Source organism: Pseudooceanicola onchidii (assembly GCF_004959925.1).
Taxonomy (GTDB): domain Bacteria; phylum Pseudomonadota; class Alphaproteobacteria; order Rhodobacterales; family Rhodobacteraceae; genus Pseudooceanicola; species Pseudooceanicola onchidii.
This window is the reverse complement of the sequence record NZ_SPUW01000002.1, coordinates 339,600-356,370: the sequence shown is the minus strand read 5'-3', so window position 1 is coordinate 356,370 and position 16,771 is coordinate 339,600. Positions and strand designations below refer to the sequence as shown.

Annotated in this window: 16 protein-coding genes; 13 read left to right on the top strand and 3 right to left on the bottom strand. The window is 65.8% G+C overall.

Features of this window, described 5'->3' with window-relative positions; genetic code table 11:
* Window positions 1-19: 19 nt before the first annotated feature.
* The 8 genes from E4S58_RS09640 to msrA all read left to right on the top strand — a co-directional run bounded on the left by E4S58_RS09640 (window position 20) and on the right by msrA (window position 9,235).
* Entirely contained in the window at window positions 20-451 is a 432-nt protein-coding gene (locus E4S58_RS09640) for a GFA family protein (protein ID WP_136636199.1), read from the top strand.
* A 40-nt stretch (window positions 452-491) separates the two neighbouring features.
* The gene (gene gltB / locus E4S58_RS09635) at window positions 492-5,030 is read left to right on the top strand and encodes a glutamate synthase large subunit (protein ID WP_136636198.1); all 4,539 of its coding nucleotides are present in this window, start codon (window positions 492-494) and stop codon (window positions 5,028-5,030) included.
* Window positions 5,031-5,184: 154 nt separating this feature from the next.
* Window positions 5,185-5,643 carry a hypothetical protein gene (locus E4S58_RS09630; RefSeq protein WP_136636197.1) on the top strand — a complete coding sequence of 153 codons (459 nt, stop codon included), beginning with the start codon at window positions 5,185-5,187 and terminating at the stop codon, window positions 5,641-5,643.
* 6 nt (window positions 5,644-5,649) lie between these two features.
* Complete coding sequence (gene mtgA / locus E4S58_RS09625) at window positions 5,650-6,390, top strand: monofunctional biosynthetic peptidoglycan transglycosylase (protein WP_136636196.1); 741 nt, start codon at window positions 5,650-5,652, stop codon at window positions 6,388-6,390.
* 52 nt (window positions 6,391-6,442) lie between these two features.
* Window positions 6,443-7,108 (top strand): FtsZ-binding protein FzlA, encoded by a 666-nt coding sequence (gene fzlA, locus E4S58_RS09620; protein ID WP_136636808.1) that lies wholly within the window; start codon window positions 6,443-6,445, stop codon window positions 7,106-7,108.
* A gap of 86 nt (window positions 7,109-7,194) precedes the next feature.
* On the top strand, window positions 7,195-8,232 hold the full coding sequence (queG, locus tag E4S58_RS09615; protein ID WP_136636195.1) for a tRNA epoxyqueuosine(34) reductase QueG: 1,038 nt from the start codon (window positions 7,195-7,197) through the stop codon (window positions 8,230-8,232).
* A gap of 50 nt (window positions 8,233-8,282) precedes the next feature.
* Window positions 8,283-8,732, top strand: coding sequence for a peptide-methionine (R)-S-oxide reductase MsrB (gene msrB / locus E4S58_RS09610; protein ID WP_136636194.1), 450 nt, complete (start codon window positions 8,283-8,285; stop codon window positions 8,730-8,732).
* Window positions 8,729-9,235, top strand: coding sequence for a peptide-methionine (S)-S-oxide reductase MsrA (gene msrA / locus E4S58_RS09605; protein ID WP_136636193.1), 507 nt, complete (start codon window positions 8,729-8,731; stop codon window positions 9,233-9,235). Before msrB ends, msrA begins: the two co-directional genes overlap by 4 nt.
* Window positions 9,236-9,280: 45 nt before the next feature.
* Here msrA and E4S58_RS09600 read toward each other — a convergent pair whose 3' ends face one another.
* Window positions 9,281-10,915, bottom strand: a complete 1,635-nt coding sequence (locus E4S58_RS09600; protein ID WP_136636192.1) for a methyl-accepting chemotaxis protein — start codon at window positions 10,913-10,915, stop codon at window positions 9,281-9,283.
* Window positions 10,912-11,220 (bottom strand): hypothetical protein, encoded by a 309-nt coding sequence (locus E4S58_RS09595; RefSeq protein WP_136636191.1) that lies wholly within the window; start codon window positions 11,218-11,220, stop codon window positions 10,912-10,914. The genes E4S58_RS09600 and E4S58_RS09595 overlap by 4 nt, the downstream gene beginning before the upstream one ends.
* Window positions 11,221-11,339: 119 nt before the next feature.
* On the opposite strand from E4S58_RS09595, the gene E4S58_RS09590 reads away from it, so the two are divergent.
* From E4S58_RS09590 to E4S58_RS09575, 4 genes are all read left to right on the top strand, one after another.
* A complete protein-coding gene (locus tag E4S58_RS09590) occupies window positions 11,340-12,128 on the top strand; it encodes an exodeoxyribonuclease III (protein WP_136636190.1) in 789 nt (262 codons plus the stop codon).
* 204 nt (window positions 12,129-12,332) lie between these two features.
* Window positions 12,333-13,265: a tetratricopeptide repeat protein gene (locus E4S58_RS09585; protein WP_136636189.1), complete on the top strand. Its 933-nt coding sequence runs from the start codon at window positions 12,333-12,335 to the stop codon at window positions 13,263-13,265.
* Between the two features lie 26 nt (window positions 13,266-13,291).
* Window positions 13,292-13,948, top strand: coding sequence for an LON peptidase substrate-binding domain-containing protein (locus E4S58_RS09580; protein WP_136636188.1), 657 nt, complete (start codon window positions 13,292-13,294; stop codon window positions 13,946-13,948).
* Window positions 13,945-14,139 carry a Trm112 family protein gene (locus tag E4S58_RS09575; RefSeq protein WP_136636187.1) on the top strand — a complete coding sequence of 65 codons (195 nt, stop codon included), beginning with the start codon at window positions 13,945-13,947 and terminating at the stop codon, window positions 14,137-14,139. The genes E4S58_RS09580 and E4S58_RS09575 overlap by 4 nt, the downstream gene beginning before the upstream one ends.
* Before the next feature lie 6 nt (window positions 14,140-14,145).
* Here the strand turns inward: E4S58_RS09575 and E4S58_RS09570 are convergent, their stop codons facing one another.
* Window positions 14,146-15,360 carry an FAD-dependent monooxygenase gene (locus tag E4S58_RS09570; protein WP_136636186.1) on the bottom strand — a complete coding sequence of 405 codons (1,215 nt, stop codon included), beginning with the start codon at window positions 15,358-15,360 and terminating at the stop codon, window positions 14,146-14,148.
* A gap of 83 nt (window positions 15,361-15,443) precedes the next feature.
* On the opposite strand from E4S58_RS09570, the gene E4S58_RS09565 reads away from it, so the two are divergent.
* On the top strand, window positions 15,444-16,769 hold the full coding sequence (locus tag E4S58_RS09565; protein WP_136636185.1) for an amidase: 1,326 nt from the start codon (window positions 15,444-15,446) through the stop codon (window positions 16,767-16,769).
* Window positions 16,770-16,771: the final 2 nt, after the last annotated feature.

Sequence of the window (16,771 nt, the reverse complement as noted above, 5' to 3'; positions counted from 1 at the left end):
AGCAAGAAGGCCCGGATCAATGGCTCAGGAAAAGACAGGACAGTGCATGTGCGGCGCGGTGAAATTCACCGCGCTGACCGACGCGCTCACGTTCCAGATCTGCCATTGCGAGATGTGCCGCCGCTGGACCGGATCGGCCTTCATGGGCGTCTCTGTTCCCAATGACGGGCTGCGGTTCCAAGGGGTTGCACATATCCGAACGCTGCAAAGCTCGGACTGGGCCGAACGGGCCTGGTGCGGGCGCTGCGGATCGACCCTCTACTACCGGCTCACCGGCGATACGGCCACGACGACGGAACTGTCGCTTGGCCTGTTCGACACCCCTTCGGATTTCACGCTCGAGGAAGAGATCTTCATCGACCAGAAGCCCGGATCCTACGCCTTTTCGGGCGACCATCCCCGCGCCACACGCGCCGAGGTGATGGCAAAGCATGGCGTAAGCCTCGATTGATTTTCCGCCCCCCGGGGCCCCGTTTCGAAAGGAACCTCGCATGACCAAGTATGATGCCGACTGGGTGCGCGCCGAAGAGGCCAAGCGCAAGTGGATGGCCGAAAACGGCATGTATTCCGAGACCGAGGAACATTCGTCCTGCGGCGTCGGCCTCGTCGTGTCCATCGACGGCAAGGCCAGCCGCAAGGTTGTCGAAGCCGGGATCAAGGCGCTCAAGGCGATCTGGCACCGGGGCGCGGTCGACGCGGACGGCAAGACGGGCGACGGCGCGGGCATCCACGTCCAGATCCCCGTCCCCTTCTTCTATGACCAGATCAAGCGCACCGGCCACGAACCCCGCGCCAACGAACTGATGGCCGTGGGCCAGGTCTTCCTGCCCCGCACCGATTTCGGCGCGCAGGAAGTCTGCCGGACCATCGTCGAATCCGAAGTGCTGCGGATGGGCTATTACATCTACGGCTGGCGCCATGTGCCGGTCGATGTGACCTGCCTGGGCGACAAGGCCAACGCGACCCGGCCCGAGATCGAACAGATCCTGATCTCGAACTCCAAGGGCGTGGACGAGGAAACCTTCGAACGCGAGCTCTACGTGATCCGCCGCCGGATCGAGAAAGCCGCCGCCGCCGCGCATGTCGATGGCCTCTACATCGCGTCGCTGTCCTGCCGGTCGATCATCTACAAGGGCATGATGCTGGCCGAACAGGTCGCCGTCTTCTACCCCGACCTTCAGGACGACCGGTTCGAATCCGCCTTCGCCGTCTATCACCAGCGCTATTCCACCAACACCTTCCCGCAGTGGTGGCTGGCCCAGCCCTTCCGGATGCTCGCCCACAACGGCGAGATCAACACGATCAAGGGCAACATCAACTGGATGAAGTCGCACGAAATCCGCATGGCCTCCGGCACGTTCGGAGAGCTGGCGGAAGACATCAAGCCGATCATCCCGTCGGGCTCGTCCGACTCGGCCGCTCTGGATGCTGTTTTCGAGGTTCTGGTGCGCGCAGGCCGGTCCGCGCCGATGGCGAAGACCATGCTGGTGCCCGAATCCTGGTCCAAGCAGGCGATCGAACTGCCGCAGGCCTGGCGCGACATGTATTCCTACTGCAACGGCGTGATGGAGCCCTGGGACGGCCCCGCCGCGCTGGCCATGACCGACGGTCGTTGGGTCTGTGGCGGTCTGGACCGCAACGGCCTGCGCCCGATGCGCTATGTCGTGACCGGGGACAACCTGCTGATCGCGGGGTCCGAGGCCGGCATGGTTCCGACCAACGAAGGCACCGTGCGCGAAAAGGGCGCGCTTGGCCCGGGTCAGATGATCGCCGTCGACATGAAGGTCGGCAAGCTCTACCACGACGTTGAAATCAAGGACAAACTGGCGGCCTCTCAGCCCTTCGGCGAATGGGTCGGCAAGATCACCGACCTTGAGGAAGAGCTGTCCAAGATCGACGAAAAGGCGCTGTTCGAAGGCGCCGACCTGCGCAAGCGGCAGATCGCGGCCGGCTACACGATCGAGGAAATCGAAAACGTCCTCATCCCGATGGCCGAAGACCGGAAAGAGGCACTGGCGTCGATGGGCGATGACACGCCCTCGGCCGTGCTGTCGAACAAGTACCGCAACCTCAGCCACTTCTTCCGGCAGAACTTTTCCCAGGTGACCAACCCGCCGATCGACTCGCTTCGCGAATTCCGCGTCATGTCGCTGAAGACCCGGTTCGGCAACCTGAAAAACGTGCTGGATGAATCCTCGGCCCAGACCGAGATCTTCGTGCTGGACAGCCCCTTTGTCGGCAACGCCCAGTTTGAAGAGCTCAAGACCCACTTCAACGCTGGCCTGTCGGAAATCGACTGTACCTTCCCCGTCGATGGCGGCCCCGAGGCGCTGCGCACCGCGCTGAACCGCATCCGCGCCGAGGCCGAAGAGGCCGTGCGCTCGGGCGGCGGTCACATCATCCTGACGGATACCCTGCAGGACGAGGGCAAGGTGCCCATGCCGATGATCCTGGCGACCTCGGCCGTGCACAGCTGGCTGACCCAGAAGGGCCTGCGGACCTTCTGTTCGCTTGGCGTCCGGTCTGCCGAATGCATCGACCCGCATTACTTCGCGGTGCTGATCGGCTGTGGCGCGACCATCGTGAACCCCTACCTTGCCGAGGACACGCTGGCCGACCGCATCAGCCGCGGCCTGCTGGACATGTCCCTGACCGAGGCCGTCGCGGCCTATCGCGAAGCCATCGACCAGGGCATGCTGAAGATCATGTCCAAGATGGGCATTTCGGTCGTGTCGTCCTATCGCGGCGGCCTGAACTTCGAAGCCGTGGGCCTCAGCCGCGCCATGGTTGCCGAATTCTTCCCCGGCATGACCTCGCGCATCTCGGGCATCGGCGTCTGGGGCATCCAGAAGAAGGTCGCGGGCATTCACCAGAAGGGCTGGCTGTCGGGTCTCGACGTCCTCCCGATCGGTGGCTTCTACAAGGCGCGCAAGTCCGGTGAGACGCACGCCTGGGAAGCGCAGACCATGCACATGATGCAGACGGCCTGTAACCGCGCGTCCTATGAGATCTGGAAGCAGTACAGCGCCCGGATGCAGGCGAACCCGCCGATCCACCTGCGCGACCTGCTGGCGATCAAGCCGCTTGGCAACGCGATCCCGCTGGAAGAGGTCGAATCCATCACCTCGATCCGCAAGCGGTTCGTGACGCCGGGCATGTCCCTTGGTGCTCTCAGCCCCGAAGCGCACAAGCTGCTGAACGTCGCGATGAACCGCATCGGCGCGAAATCCGACAGCGGTGAGGGCGGCGAGGATCCGGCACACTTCGTGCCCGAACCCAACGGCGACAACCCGTCGGCGAAGATCAAGCAGGTGGCGTCGGGCCGGTTCGGCGTGACCGCCGAATACCTGAACCAGTGCGAAGAGCTTGAGATCAAGGTCGCCCAGGGTGCCAAGCCCGGCGAGGGCGGCCAGCTGCCCGGCATGAAGGTCACCGACCTGATCGCCCGTCTGCGTCATTCGACCAAGGGCGTGACGCTGATCTCCCCTCCGCCGCACCACGACATCTATTCGATCGAGGATCTGGCACAGCTGATCTACGACCTCAAGCAGATCAACCCGACCGTGAAAGTCACCGTGAAACTGGTGGCCTCCTCGGGCGTGGGCACGATTGCGGCGGGCGTGGCGAAGGCCAAGGCCGACATCATCCTGATCTCGGGCCACAACGGCGGCACGGGGGCCTCCCCGGGCACGTCGATCAAGTTCGCGGGTCTGCCGTGGGAAATGGGCCTGACCGAAGCGCATCAGGTTCTTGCCATGAACCACCTGCGCGACCGCGTGACGCTCAGGACCGATGGCGGCCTGCGCACCGGTCGTGACATCGTCATGGCCGCGATGATGGGGGCCGAGGAATACGGCATCGGCACCGCAGCCCTGATCGCCATGGGCTGCATCATGGTGCGTCAGTGCCAGTCGAACACCTGCCCCGTCGGCGTCTGTACCCAGGACCCGGCGCTGCGCGAAAAGTTCACCGGCACGGCGGACAAGGTCGTGAACCTCATCACCTTCTATGCGCAGGAAGTGCGGGAAATCCTTGCCTCGATCGGCGCACGGACGCTGGACGAGGTCATCGGCCGCGCCGATCTGCTGAGCCAGGTCAGCCGTGGGGCGGATCACCTGGACGATCTGGATCTCAACCCGCTGCTGATCACGGTCGATGGGTCGAAGAACATCGTCTACAACCGCGACAAGCCGCGCAACGTGGTGCCCGACACGCTGGACGTTGAAATCGTGCGCGACGCCGCACGGTTCCTGAAGGACGGCGAAAAGATGCAGCTGTCCTACGCGGTGCAGAACACGCACCGGTCCGTCGGCACGCGCACCGCATCGCACATCGTCCGCAACTTCGGCATGCGCAACGCGCTTCAGCCCGACCACCTGACGGTCAAGCTGAGCGGGTCCGCCGGTCAGTCGCTTGGCGCCTTCGCGGCCCCGGGGCTGAAGATCGAGGTGATGGGCGAGGCCAACGATTATGTCGGCAAGGGCCTGTCGGGTGGCATCGTGGTGGTGCGCCCGCCGATGGAAAGCCCGCTGACCGCCGCCGACAACACGATCATCGGCAACACGGTTCTGTACGGCGCGACCGACGGGTACCTCTTTGCCGCCGGACGTGCGGGCGAACGCTTCGCCGTCCGCAACTCGGGCGCGAAAGTGGTGATCGAGGGCTGCGGATCGAACGGCTGTGAATACATGACCGGCGGCACCGCGGTGATCCTCGGGTCGATCGGGCCGAACTTTGGCGCGGGCATGACCGGCGGCATGGCGTATCTCTATGATCCCGAGGGCAAGACGCCCGACATGATGAACATGGAAACGCTGGTCACCTGCCCGGTCACGGTCGAGCACTGGGAAACCCAGCTGCGCGGCATGATCGAACGCCACGTCGCGGAAACCGGAAGCCGCAAGGCCACCGACATCCTGCAGAACTGGGACATCGAGAAGGCGAACTTTGTCCAGGTCTGCCCGAAGGAAATGCTGGTCCACATCCCGCATCCCCTGACGATCGAGGAAAAGGCCGTTCCGGCAGAGTGATCGGACCGGAACCTGCCGAAGGGCCCGTCAGAGCGATCTGGCGGGCCCTTTGCCTTGCGGGTCACTGCATCCCCCGGCCCGCCACAGGTCGCAACCCACTGTCGCCACCTGCCGAAATCGCGCTAGGCTGAGGGGGACGACAGCCGGATCCCCCATGCGCCTGCTTTATGAACATCGAAACCCGCCCCGGACCGGGCTGAAGGCCGCGCTGATCCTTGCGGGGATCGGCATCGTGGCCATGCAGGTGATCGCGCCGACCGAAGGGCTTTGGCGAACATGGGGGCTCTGGGCGCTGGCCTCGTCCCTGATGCTGGCGGGGGTGGCGCTGTTGATGCTGCCGCCGATCATCCACATCTGGATCACCCAGCGCGAGGTGATCCTGCATCCCCTGCGCCTGCATCGCCGCATCCCGGTGCAGCACATCCATGACCTGAGCCTGTCCGACGCCTCCTCTGACGGGCCTGTCCTGACGCTGAACCTGCGCAACGGTGAACAGGTCGAACTGGAAAGCTGGGCCGGCGACCTGAAGCGGATTGCCGCGATCCTGCAGTCGCTTGGCGCCATGGGGCCGCCGGACATGGACCTTGACCCCGCCGGTCAAAAGGCGGGATAGGGCGGGATGGCCAGACGCACCACCCGCAAACCCAGCCGCACGACCGGCCGCAAAAGCCCTACGCGCACCCGGCCCCGCCCGCTGCGCTGGCTGCGGCGCTGGATCCTGCGCCTTGTCCTGCTGGTTGCGGGACTCGTCCTGTTTGCGACGGGCCTTTACACGATCGTGAACCCGATCACCGGCCTTTACATGAAAACCGAAGAACTTCGCCTTGGGTCGATCGACCAGGAATGGGTGGATTTCGATCAGATCGCGCCGGTCATGGCCCGATCCGTCGTCGCTGCCGAAGATGCCAATTTCTGCACGCACTGGGGCTTTGACATGGCTGCGATCCGCAACGCCATCGACGCGGGCGGCAATCGCGGCGCCTCGACCCTGACGCAGCAGGTGGTCAAGAACGTCTACCTCTGGCACGGGCGCAACTGGACGCGGAAGGCGCTTGAGGCGCTGATGACTCCGGTGGTCGAACTGGTCTGGTCGAAACAGCGCATCCTCGAAGTCTATCTGAACATGGCCGAGTTCGACGAAGGCGTGTTCGGCGTGGATGCCGCGGCTCATCACTATTTCGGCATCGGGCCCGACGAGCTTTCGGCGCGACAGGCGGCGCTGCTGGCCGCGATCCTGCCTTCGCCCAAGCAGCGTTCGGCCAGCCGCCCCACGGATTTCGTCAGCAGGCGCGCTTCGGCGATCATGGACGGGGCCGCGACGATCCGCGCGGATGGCCGTGCAGCCTGCTTCGAGGATTGAAATCCACCCGCGCAGAAGGCTAAGTGACCCACAGCCATTTTAAAGATTGACCATGCTGACCCTGTACCACGTTCCCCTGTCCCCGTTCTGCCGCAAGGTTCGCCTCTCGCTTGGTGAGAAACGGGTCGAAGTCCAGCTGGTCGAGGAACGCTACTGGGATCGCGACACCGATTTCCTGCGCCGCAACCCGGCCGGCAAGGTGCCGGTGCTGAAGACCGAAGGCCGTTACATGGCGGAAAGCGCGGCGATCTGCGAATGGGTCGAGGAAGTCTGGCCCGAGCCCGCCCTGATGCCCGCCCGCCCCGAAGACCGCGCCGAGGTGCGCCGCCTGATCGGCTGGTTCGACGACAAGTTCCACAAGGAGGTCACCGCGAACCTTCTGTACGAACGCGTCAACAAGAAGCTGATGAAATCGGGCTATCCGGAAAGCAAGAACATCAAGGCCGGTGCGCAGAAGATCAAGTTCCACCTGGATTACATGAGCTGGCTGCTGGACCACCGTCGTTGGCTGGCCGGCAATTCGATGACGCTGGCCGATTTCGCCGCCGCCGCGCAGCTGAGCTGCCTCGACTACATCTCGGACGTGGACTGGAACCGGTCGCAGAACGTCAAGGACTGGTACGCCAAGATCAAGTCGCGCCCGGCCTTCCGGTCGATCCTGGCCGATGTCGTGCCGGGTTTTCCGCCGCCCGCCCATTACGCCGATCTGGATTTCTGATCGCGGAGGCCCCGTGCTAGGACGGATGGGGGCGCTGCCCCCGTCGCCTGCGGCGACTCCCCCGGGATATTTCTGGCAAAAAGAACATGGGCGATCTGAAACAAAAGCTGGTGGATCAGGCGCAGGCCGAAGGCTTTGACGCCGCGCGGATCTGTCGGCCGACCGACATCCCCCTTGCCCCCGCGCGTCTGAAGACCTTTCTGGAGGCCGGGTACCACGGGCAGATGGGCTGGATGGCCGAGCGCACGCAGTGGCGCGGCGATCCGTCGGCGCTCTGGCCCGAGGCGCGATCGGTGATCATGCTGGCCGAGAATTACGGCCCCGAGGAAGATCCGCTGGCCCTGCTGGAAACGCCGGACCGCGCGGCGATTTCCGTCTATGCCCGCAACCGCGACTACCACGACGTGGTGAAGAAACGGTTGAAACGATTGGCGCGCTGGCTGCTGGCCGAAGCCGGATCGGGCGAGGTGAAGGTCTTTGTCGACACCGCCCCGGTGATGGAGAAACCCCTGGGCGCCGCCGCCGGGCTGGGCTGGCAGGGCAAGCATACGAACCTGGTGAGCCGCGATCTGGGCAGCTGGTTCTTTCTGGGCGCGATCTTCACCACGCTGGATCTGGCGCCCGATGCGGCCGAAGTCGATCACTGCGGTTCCTGCCGCCGCTGTCTGGATGCCTGTCCGACCGATGCCTTTCCCGCGCCCTATCAACTGGATGCGCGGCGCTGCATTTCCTACCTGACGATCGAACATGCCGGCCCCGTCGACCCCGACCTACGCGCAGGCCTGGGCAACCGCATCTATGGCTGCGACGACTGCCTGGCGGTCTGCCCCTGGAACAAGTTCGCCGAGGTCGCGCGCGAGGCGAAGTATCACGCGCGGGATGCGCTGGTGGCCCCCGCGCTGGCCGATCTGGCGGCACTGGACGACGCCGCGTTTCGTGCGATGTTCAGCGGATCGCCGATCAAGCGGATCGGGCGCAACCGCTTTGTCCGCAACGTGCTTTATGCCATCGGAAACAGCGGCGATCCGGCCCTGGCCGAGGCTGCCCGTCCGCATCTGAACGACCCGGACCCGGTGGTGGCGGACGCCGCGTCCTGGGCGCTTGGCCGTCTTGCCCCCCTTTGAAACCGTGCCTGCACGGTCCATATCTGTGCTCAAGGCAACCGGAGGACCCCATGCCAACATATGCCAAGACCGACGAGGCGCTGGCGCGTCTCACGCCCGAAGAGTATCGGGTCACACAGGAAAACGGCACGGAGCGCCCGGGCACCGGCCCCCTGCTGAACGAAAAGCGCCCCGGGATCTTCGTGGACGTCGTGTCCGGTGAGCCGCTGTTCGCCTCGGCCGACAAGTATGACAGCGGCTGTGGCTGGCCCAGCTTTACCAAGCCGATCGAACCGGCGCATGTCGCGGAACTGCGCGATACCTCGCACGGGATGATCCGGGTCGAGGTGCGGTCGACCCATGGTGACAGCCACCTCGGTCATGTCTTTCCCGACGGGCCTGTCGATCGCGGCGGGCTGCGCTATTGCATCAACTCGGCCTCGCTGCGCTTTGTCCCGAAAGAGGAGATGGAGGCCGAAGGCTATGGCGATTACATCGACCAGGTGGAGGACATCCGATGACTGAAGCACGTGCTGTTCTGGCGGGGGGCTGTTTTTGGGGCATGCAGGACCTGATCCGCAAGCTTCCCGGCGTTCTGCGCACCCGCGTGGGCTATACCGGCGGGGACGTGGCCAATGCCACCTATCGCAACCATGGCACCCATGCCGAGGGGATCGAGGTGATCTTCGATCCGGCAAGGATCACCTATCGCCAGCTGCTTGAGGTGTTCTTCCAGATCCACGATCCGACCACGCTGAACCGGCAGGGCAACGACATCGGGCTCAGCTATCGGTCGGCGATCTACTATGTCGACGAGGATCAGAAACAGGTCGCCGAAGACACGATCGCCGACGTCAATGCCTCGGGTCTCTGGCCCGGCCGGGTGGTGACCGAGGTGGAACCCGTCGGTGAGTTCTGGGAAGCCGAGCCCGAGCATCAGGACTACCTGGAGCGCATTCCCAATGGCTATACCTGCCACTTCCCGCGTCCCGACTGGGTGCTGCCGCGCCGCGCGGCGGAATGATCCAGGACCCGGGCCAGATCGGCCCGGGTCTTTTCGTATCGGGACCTAGAACTCGGTCCAGTCCGCATCCGACCCGCCAGATATCGACGCGCCATTGGCAACCTGCCGCGCTGGTGTGGCGACGGGCATCGCCGTCGGCGGGGTTATGGGGGCGACCATGGCCGCCGGGCTGCGGGCCCGGCCGATGTGGAACCGGCTGACCGCGGCGTTCAGCGACGCGGCCTCGTTCGACAGCGACACGCTGGCGGCCGAGGTTTCTTCGAACATCGCCGCGTTCTGCTGTGTCACCGCGTCCAGTTCCTGCATGGTCGTCTCGATCGCGGTGATCGTCGTTGCCTGTTCGGCCGCAGAGCCCGCGATGGCGGATATGTGGTTCGCCACTTCGGACACCGAGGTTGTGATCCGCGACAGGGCCTCTCCGGTTTCGCGGACAAGCGAGACACCGTTGACCACGTGGCCATTCGATTCCTCGATCAGCTGCTTGATTTCACGGGCGCTGTCCGACGACCGGGCCGCCAGTGCCCGCACCTCTGTCGCCACGACCGAAAAACCGCGCCCGTTTTCACCCGCCCGCGCGGCTTCGACCCCCGCGTTCAGCGCCAGCAGGTTGGTCTGGAAGGCGATTTCATCGATGACTTCGGTGATCCGCGAAATGGCGAGGGACGATTGTTCGATGGCCGACATCGCCTCGGTCGCGCGGCCGACCACCGTGCCCGAATCCGTCGCATGCGTGCCCGCTTCGGCGACCACGCGCTTTGCGTCCACCGCCGCCTCGGCCGAGGACCGGACGGCGGCCGAGATCTCCTGCATGGCGGCAACGGCCTCTTCGAGGCTGGCGGCCTGGCGTTCGGTGCGCGCCGCCAAATCATTGGCCGCGGCCGAGATCGACTGGCTTTCCGACGACACCAGCGCGGCGTTGTCGGTCACGCTGCCCACGGTTTCGCGAAGTTCACCCACGGCAGAGTTGAAGTCCTGTCGCAGCTGGTCGTGTTCCGCGCCGAAGCTTTCCGTGATCGACACGGTCAGATCACGCCGGGCCAGCCGGGCCGCGGCGTCGCGCATGTGCTGCACGATCTCGCGCTGAGCATCGAGGATGCGACGGCGTTGTGCCATTTCGGCGTCCCCGACGCGCTTCGCCTCGGCGTTGGAGCGGGCCACTTCGGCGTCCATGTCGACCCGCTGCCGGATCGCGATGTAGAGCACCGCGGCCTCCATCACCACGATGGCGCCGTGCAGGGCGGTTCGTTCCAGGTTTTCCAGCACGTCGGTCGACGGATAGATCATGCCGGGCAGGGCAACCGAGAGCACGCCGTGATGCAGCGCGATCACGCCCGCCGAGGCCAGGATCACCCGCTGATCCGCCATCGCCATGGTCACGGCCAGCAGCGCGAAGAACAGCATGTGGCTGTCGATCTGCCAGGGGTGGCCGGTCAGCGCGGCGGTAAAGGCCATGGCCTGCCCGATCAGGCCAAGCGCCGCCGCAACCCGGGCGGACGACCCCGCCCCCAGTGATCCCGCATGGCCGCCAGCCGCGGCGATCACCGCGAAGATCAGCACCGGCACAGGCGCATTGCCCGCCAGAAAGGCCGAGATCGGCGCCAGCGGCACAAGGACCCAGGCGGCCAGGGCGATCCGTCGCTTGGCCTGATCCTGCGCCACGGCAAAGGCGTTGTCTGTCATGTCACCTCCCACCCGCAGAGCGCGGATATGGCTTCTCCGTCAAGAACGACCCAAGCCCCGGCGGCACGCAGGCGGTCGGGGAAGTCCGGGGTATCGGATGTGGCGAACTGACCCAGAACAGAGGCCTCGGGCCCGATCGGCCGCCCCCCGGCGTCCCCTATCACGGCCAGGGCATCGCGCCAGGGCGGGGTCACGACCAGCAGCATGCCATCCGCACCCGCAGGCAGGGTCAGCAGCGACAGGAAGGGGCCCACGAGGGCCATCGACAGCCCAAGGGTCCAGGCCAGATATGTGCGCCAGTTCATCACGCCGACCGGCATAGCGCCGAAAAATTGCCACCCGGTTAAGCCGAACGCGCAGGAAACGGACTTGCCCCGCCCCCTTGCCATGCTAGGCAGGACCGGCACAAAGACCGGAGCCGCCCATGTCCTTCACCCTCGCCACCTGGAACATCAACTCCGTCCGCCTGCGCGAACCGCTGGTTCTGCGCCTGCTGCAGGAAGAAAGCCCCGACATCCTGTGCCTGCAGGAATGCAAGTCGCCGGTCGACAAGATCCCGGTCGAAGGATTCCGCGCGCTTGGCTACACCCACATGATCGCGCGCGGCCAGAAGGGCTATAATGGTGTGGCGATCCTGTCGAAACTGCCGATCGAAGACGCAGGCGACCGCGATTTCGCCGCGCTTGGCCATGCCCGCCACATCGCCGGCCGGCTGGAAAACGGCGTCACGATCCACAATTTCTACGTCCCCGCCGGCGGCGACAAGCCGGACCGCGAGATCAACGTGAAGTTCGGTCAGAAGCTCGATTACCTGACCGAGATGCGCGACTGGTTCCATGGCGAGAAACCGGAAAAGGCGATCCTCGTGGGGGACCTGAACATCGCCCCGCGCGAAGACGATGTCTGGGATCACAAGAAGTTGCTGAAGATCGTCAGCCACACGCCGATCGAGGTCGATCACCTGGGCGCGGTGCAGGACGCGGGCGGCTGGGTCGACGTGACCCGGCAGGACATTCCCGAGGGTAACCTCTATTCCTGGTGGTCCTACCGTTCGCCCGACTGGGACGCGGCGGACAAGGGGCGGCGGCTGGATCACGTCTGGGCCACGCCAGACATTTCGAACGCCGCCCACGGCTCGCGCGTGCTGCGGCATGTGCGCGGCTATGACCAGCCTTCGGACCACGCACCGGTGCTGGCGACGTTCGACCTCTGACCGCGCGGTGGCGTCCGGGCCGGAAGCCTCCGGCGGGAGTATTTTCGGCAAGATGAAGCAACGGCGCGGTCCGGCTTCCTCTGGTCCCATATCCCGGGGGCGTCCGCAGGACGGGGGCAGAGCCCCCTGACAGCGACGCCTTGGAAACCGGCGTCCTGCGGTCCATATAGGGGGCAACGACGGAATTCAGCCGGGAGACGGACGATGATCGAACTGGGCGGCGCGCAACAGACACCCCCCGCAGGCGACCTTATCAAGGACGTCACCGAAGCAAACTTCATGGCCGATGTCGTCGATGCCTCGAACGAGGTGCCGGTGATCGTCGATTTCTGGGCGACCTGGTGTGGCCCCTGCAAGACGCTTGGGCCGATGCTGGAAAAGGCCGTGACTGCCGCGAAGGGCGCGGTGAAGATGGCCAAGATCGACGTCGACCAGAACCAGCGGCTGGCGCAGGCGCTGGCGCAACAGGGTCTGCCGCTGCAGTCGATCCCGACCGTCGTGGCCTTTGTCAAAGGACGGCCCGTGGACATGTTCCAGGGCGCGGTGCCTGCGTCGGAAATCGACGCCTTCATCAAGCGGGCGATCGAAGCCGGGGGCGGCGATTCCTCGAACGGGCTGGATGACGCGGTCGCCGCCGCGGAAGAGATGCTGGAGCAGGGTGCTGCCTCGGACGCCGCCGAAACCTTCGCCGCGATCCTGCAGGAAGACCCGATGCACGCCCGCGCCTATGCCGGGCTGGTCAAAAGCTATATCGCGCTTGACCAGGTCGACCAGGCCGAGGCCGTGCTGAACGGCGCGCCCGCCGAGATCAGCAAGACGCCCGAACTGGAAGGCGCGCACGCGCAGATCCAGCTGGCCCGGCAGTCCGCAAACGCAGGCCCGGTGGCCGAGCTTCAGGCGCAGGTCGAAGCAGAGCCGGACAATCACCAGGCCCGGTTCGACCTGGCCCAGGCGCTGCAGGCCAGTGGCGACACCGCGGGCGCGGTTGATCAGCTTCTGGACCTCTTCCGCCGCGATCGCGAGTGGAACGAGGCCGCCGCCAAGGCGCAGCTTCTGACCATTTTCGACGCGCTGGATGCCAAGGATCCGGTGGCGCTCGCGGGGCGGCGGAAACTGTCTTCGATGATATTTGCCTGAACCGGGTGGGGCGCTAGATGTCGGGAATGATCAGACCTTCGGATCTTCCTGACGTCATCCCCGTCTTCCCGCTGCCCGGAGCCCTGCTGCTGCCCCGGGCGCGGCTGCCGCTGCACATCTTCGAACCGCGATACCTGGCGATGCTGGAGGACGTTCTGAAGACGCCCGAGCGGTTGATCGGCATGATCCAGCCCGATCCGAACCCCAAGGCCACCGCCCCCGCCGACGGACCTGCCCTGCAAAAGATCGGCTGTGCCGGGCGGCTGACGCAGTTTTCCGAAACCGAGGATGGCCGGTATTTCATCACCCTTTCTGGCCTGTCGCGGTTCCGGATCCAGAACGAAGTCGACGGCTTCCCGCCCTATCGCCGCGCCGCCGTGTCCTGGGCCGGGTTCGAGGGCGACCTGGGCCAGCCGATCGCCGATACCGACTTTGACCGGGACCGCTTTTTCGCCCTTCTGTCGCGCTATTTCGTCGCCAAGTCACTCGATACCGACTGGGACACGCTGAAAGATGCCGACGACGAGATGCTGATCAATTCGCTGTCGATGCTTCTGAACTTCGACCCCGAGGACAAGCAGGCCCTGCTTGAGGCACCGTCGCTGACCACGCGGCGCGAAACCCTTGTCACCCTGATCGAATATGCCCTACGAGGGGGCGACGATCACGGGATGATGCAATGACCGACCAGACAGAAACGCCACTGTTCGACCGCCGCATGCTTGAGGCGCTGGTCTGTCCGCGTTCGAACGCCACGCTGCGCTATGACGCCGAGGCGCAGGAACTGATCTCGCCCACGGCGAACCTGGCCTATCCGATCCGCAACGGCATTCCGGTGATGTTGGTGGACGAGGCCCGCGTTCTGGACGACTGATCCGGCCTATCGCATCAGGTCGGGCAGATCCCCGGTCAGGCCGGCGGCTTCGCGGATGAAGGTCCGGCGCAGGCGCGGCATGGCGTTGATCGCCCCCATCCCGATATCCCGCGCCGCCCGCAGCAGCGGATTGTCCGACGAAAAGAGCTTGTTCGACATGTCTGTCGCCAGCGCCAGCGAGGCCGTGTCGAAGCGCCGCCATTCCTGATAGCGGCGCAGCACCGTCAGCGCGCCGATGTCTTCGCCCCGCGCCCGCGCCTCGGACAGGACCTGCGCCAGCGCACCGATGTCGCGCAGCCCGGCGTTCAGACCCTGCCCCGCGATCGGATGCATCCCATGCGCCGCGTCGCCCACCAGCGCCAGCCGCGCGGCGATGAAGTCGTTCGCCACAGTCAGGCTGAGCGGATAGGTAAACCGTTTGCCCGCCAATGAAATCTCGCCCAGGAAATCCCCGAAGCGGGGCCGCAGCACCTGCAGGTAGCTCACGTCATCCAGCGCCTGGATCTGCGCCGCGCGGTCCTTGGATTCGGTCCAGACGATCGAACTGCGATTACCGGGCAGCGGCAGGATCGCCAGCGGGCCGGGCGGCATGAAATACTGATGCGCGACACCGCCGTGGGGCTTTTCATGGTCGATCGCGCAGACCAGCGCGGTCTGTCCGTAATCCCACCCGGTGCGCTTGATCCCGGCCCGTTCCGCCGTACCGCTGCGGCGCCCGTCGCAGCCGATCAGCAGCGCGCCGGTCAATGTCCGGCCCGAGGCAAGCGTGACCCGCGCCCCCGTGTCGTCGACCGCCTGCGCCACGACCGTTTCACCGCCCAGCACGGTTATCAGGTCGCTCTCGGCCATGGCCTCTGTCAGGGCGCGACGCAGGTAGCGGTCCTCGACCATGTGACCCATGGGGCCTTCCTCGATCTCGGCGTGGTCGAAATGCAGGAAGAAGGGCGAGGGCGCCTCTCCGGCGCGGCCGTCGGTGACCTTGATTTCAAGCATCGGCTGGCTGTGCGCCGCCACGCGATCCCAGACCCCGATGCGCCGCAGCAACCGGACCGAGGCCAGCGCCAGCGCATAGCCCCGCCCGTCGAACCCGTCGTCGCCGCGTGTTTCGGCCGGCAAGGCATCGATCACGGTGACGCGCAGCCCCGACAGGGCCAGCGCAAGCGCCGTGGCCGGGCCGTTCAGCCCGCCACCGACGATCAGGATATCGCTGTCATGGTCCATGGCGTGGAATATGCCCCAAGGCGCGGGATTGTCCATGCGCCGCACTGCCGCTACCGTCGCGCAAAATATCCGGAGGGATCTTCATGGACGACTGGCGGTGGATGAGCGCGGCAGACCTGGGCCGCGCAATCGGGGCGGGCACGATCGACCCGGTGGATCTGACCGAGGTCTACCTCTCTGCCATCGATGCCCATGAACACCGCGACCGGATCTATGCCCGCGTGACCCACGACCGCGCCCGCGCCGAAGCCCGCGCCGCCAGTGCCCGCGCCAAGGCCGGGACGCGCAAATCGCTGCTGGATGGCGTGCCGGTGTCTTGGAAGGACTTGTTCGACACCGCGGGCATCGCGACCGAGGCCGGGTCCGCCCTGCTGAAGGGGCGCACGCCCGAGGCCGACGCGCGGGTTCTGGCGGTCGCCACCGCCTTTGGCCTGGTCTGCCTGGGCAAGACGCATATGTCGGAACTGGCCTTCAGTGGCATCGGCATCAACCCGGTCACGGCCACGCCGCCCAACCGCCACAACCCCGACTGGGTGCCGGGCGGATCATCGTCGGGCGCGGCGGCGTCGGCGGCCTTCGGGCTGGCGGCGGCAGGCATCGGCAGCGACACCGGCGGATCGGTGCGCGTGCCCTCGGCCTGGAACGACCTCGTGGGGCTCAAGACGACCTCGGGTCGGCTGTCGCTGGACGGCGTGGTGCCGCTGTGCCTGTCGTTCGACACCATCGGCCCGCTGTCCCGGTCGGTCGAAGACTGCGCGCAGCTGCTGGCATTGATGGAGGGCACGACGCCCGTGGACCTGTCGGGCGCGTCGCTTGCCGGGCGGCGGTTCGGGCTGCTCAACACCATCGCGATGGACGGTGTGCGCGACGACCCGCGCCGGGCCTTTGACGCAGCCGTCGACAAGCTGCGCGCCAAGGGGGCCGAGATCGTGTCGGTCGACGCGCCCGAGGTCACGCTGGCCATGGACCAGACGCCGCTGTTCGCCGCCGAAGGCTACGGGCTGTGGAAGGACACCATCGAAAGCGCGCCTGAAAAGATGTTTGACGAGATCCTGGCCCGGTTCCGCAACGGTCAATCCATGCTGGCATCGGAGTTCGTCAGCCGCTGGCAACTGCTGCACCAGGCCCGCGCCAAGTGGACCGCGCGGGTCGCCGGGCTGGACGCGGTGCTTTTGCCGACCTCGCCCATTCTGCCGCCGGATCGCGACCGCATGATGACCGACAGCGCCTATTACGTGCAGGAAAACCTGCTGGCCCTGCGCAACACCCGCATCGGCAACGTGCTGGGCCTGTCGGCGCTGACCCTGCCCACGGGCACGCCCGCCTGCGGGCTGATGATGATGGGACGTCCGGGGGGCGAAGACGCGCTTTTGCGCCTTGGTGCCGCGGCCGAGAAGGCATTGGCGTAAAT

Coding starts and splice junctions, on each gene's coding strand:
- E4S58_RS09640 (WP_136636199.1), top strand. CDS start 20: ATGGCTCAGGAAAAGACAGGACAGTGCATGTGCGGCGCGGTGAAATTC.
- gltB (WP_136636198.1), top strand. CDS start 492: ATGACCAAGTATGATGCCGACTGGGTGCGCGCCGAAGAGGCCAAGCGC.
- E4S58_RS09630 (WP_136636197.1), top strand. CDS start 5,185: ATGCGCCTGCTTTATGAACATCGAAACCCGCCCCGGACCGGGCTGAAG.
- mtgA (WP_136636196.1), top strand. CDS start 5,650: ATGGCCAGACGCACCACCCGCAAACCCAGCCGCACGACCGGCCGCAAA.
- fzlA (WP_136636808.1), top strand. CDS start 6,443: ATGCTGACCCTGTACCACGTTCCCCTGTCCCCGTTCTGCCGCAAGGTT.
- queG (WP_136636195.1), top strand. CDS start 7,195: ATGGGCGATCTGAAACAAAAGCTGGTGGATCAGGCGCAGGCCGAAGGC.
- msrB (WP_136636194.1), top strand. CDS start 8,283: ATGCCAACATATGCCAAGACCGACGAGGCGCTGGCGCGTCTCACGCCC.
- msrA (WP_136636193.1), top strand. CDS start 8,729: ATGACTGAAGCACGTGCTGTTCTGGCGGGGGGCTGTTTTTGGGGCATG.
- E4S58_RS09600 (WP_136636192.1), bottom strand. CDS start 10,915: ATGACAGACAACGCCTTTGCCGTGGCGCAGGATCAGGCCAAGCGACGG.
- E4S58_RS09595 (WP_136636191.1), bottom strand. CDS start 11,220: ATGAACTGGCGCACATATCTGGCCTGGACCCTTGGGCTGTCGATGGCC.
- E4S58_RS09590 (WP_136636190.1), top strand. CDS start 11,340: ATGTCCTTCACCCTCGCCACCTGGAACATCAACTCCGTCCGCCTGCGC.
- E4S58_RS09585 (WP_136636189.1), top strand. CDS start 12,333: ATGATCGAACTGGGCGGCGCGCAACAGACACCCCCCGCAGGCGACCTT.
- E4S58_RS09580 (WP_136636188.1), top strand. CDS start 13,292: ATGATCAGACCTTCGGATCTTCCTGACGTCATCCCCGTCTTCCCGCTG.
- E4S58_RS09575 (WP_136636187.1), top strand. CDS start 13,945: ATGACCGACCAGACAGAAACGCCACTGTTCGACCGCCGCATGCTTGAG.
- E4S58_RS09570 (WP_136636186.1), bottom strand. CDS start 15,360: ATGGACCATGACAGCGATATCCTGATCGTCGGTGGCGGGCTGAACGGC.
- E4S58_RS09565 (WP_136636185.1), top strand. CDS start 15,444: ATGGACGACTGGCGGTGGATGAGCGCGGCAGACCTGGGCCGCGCAATC.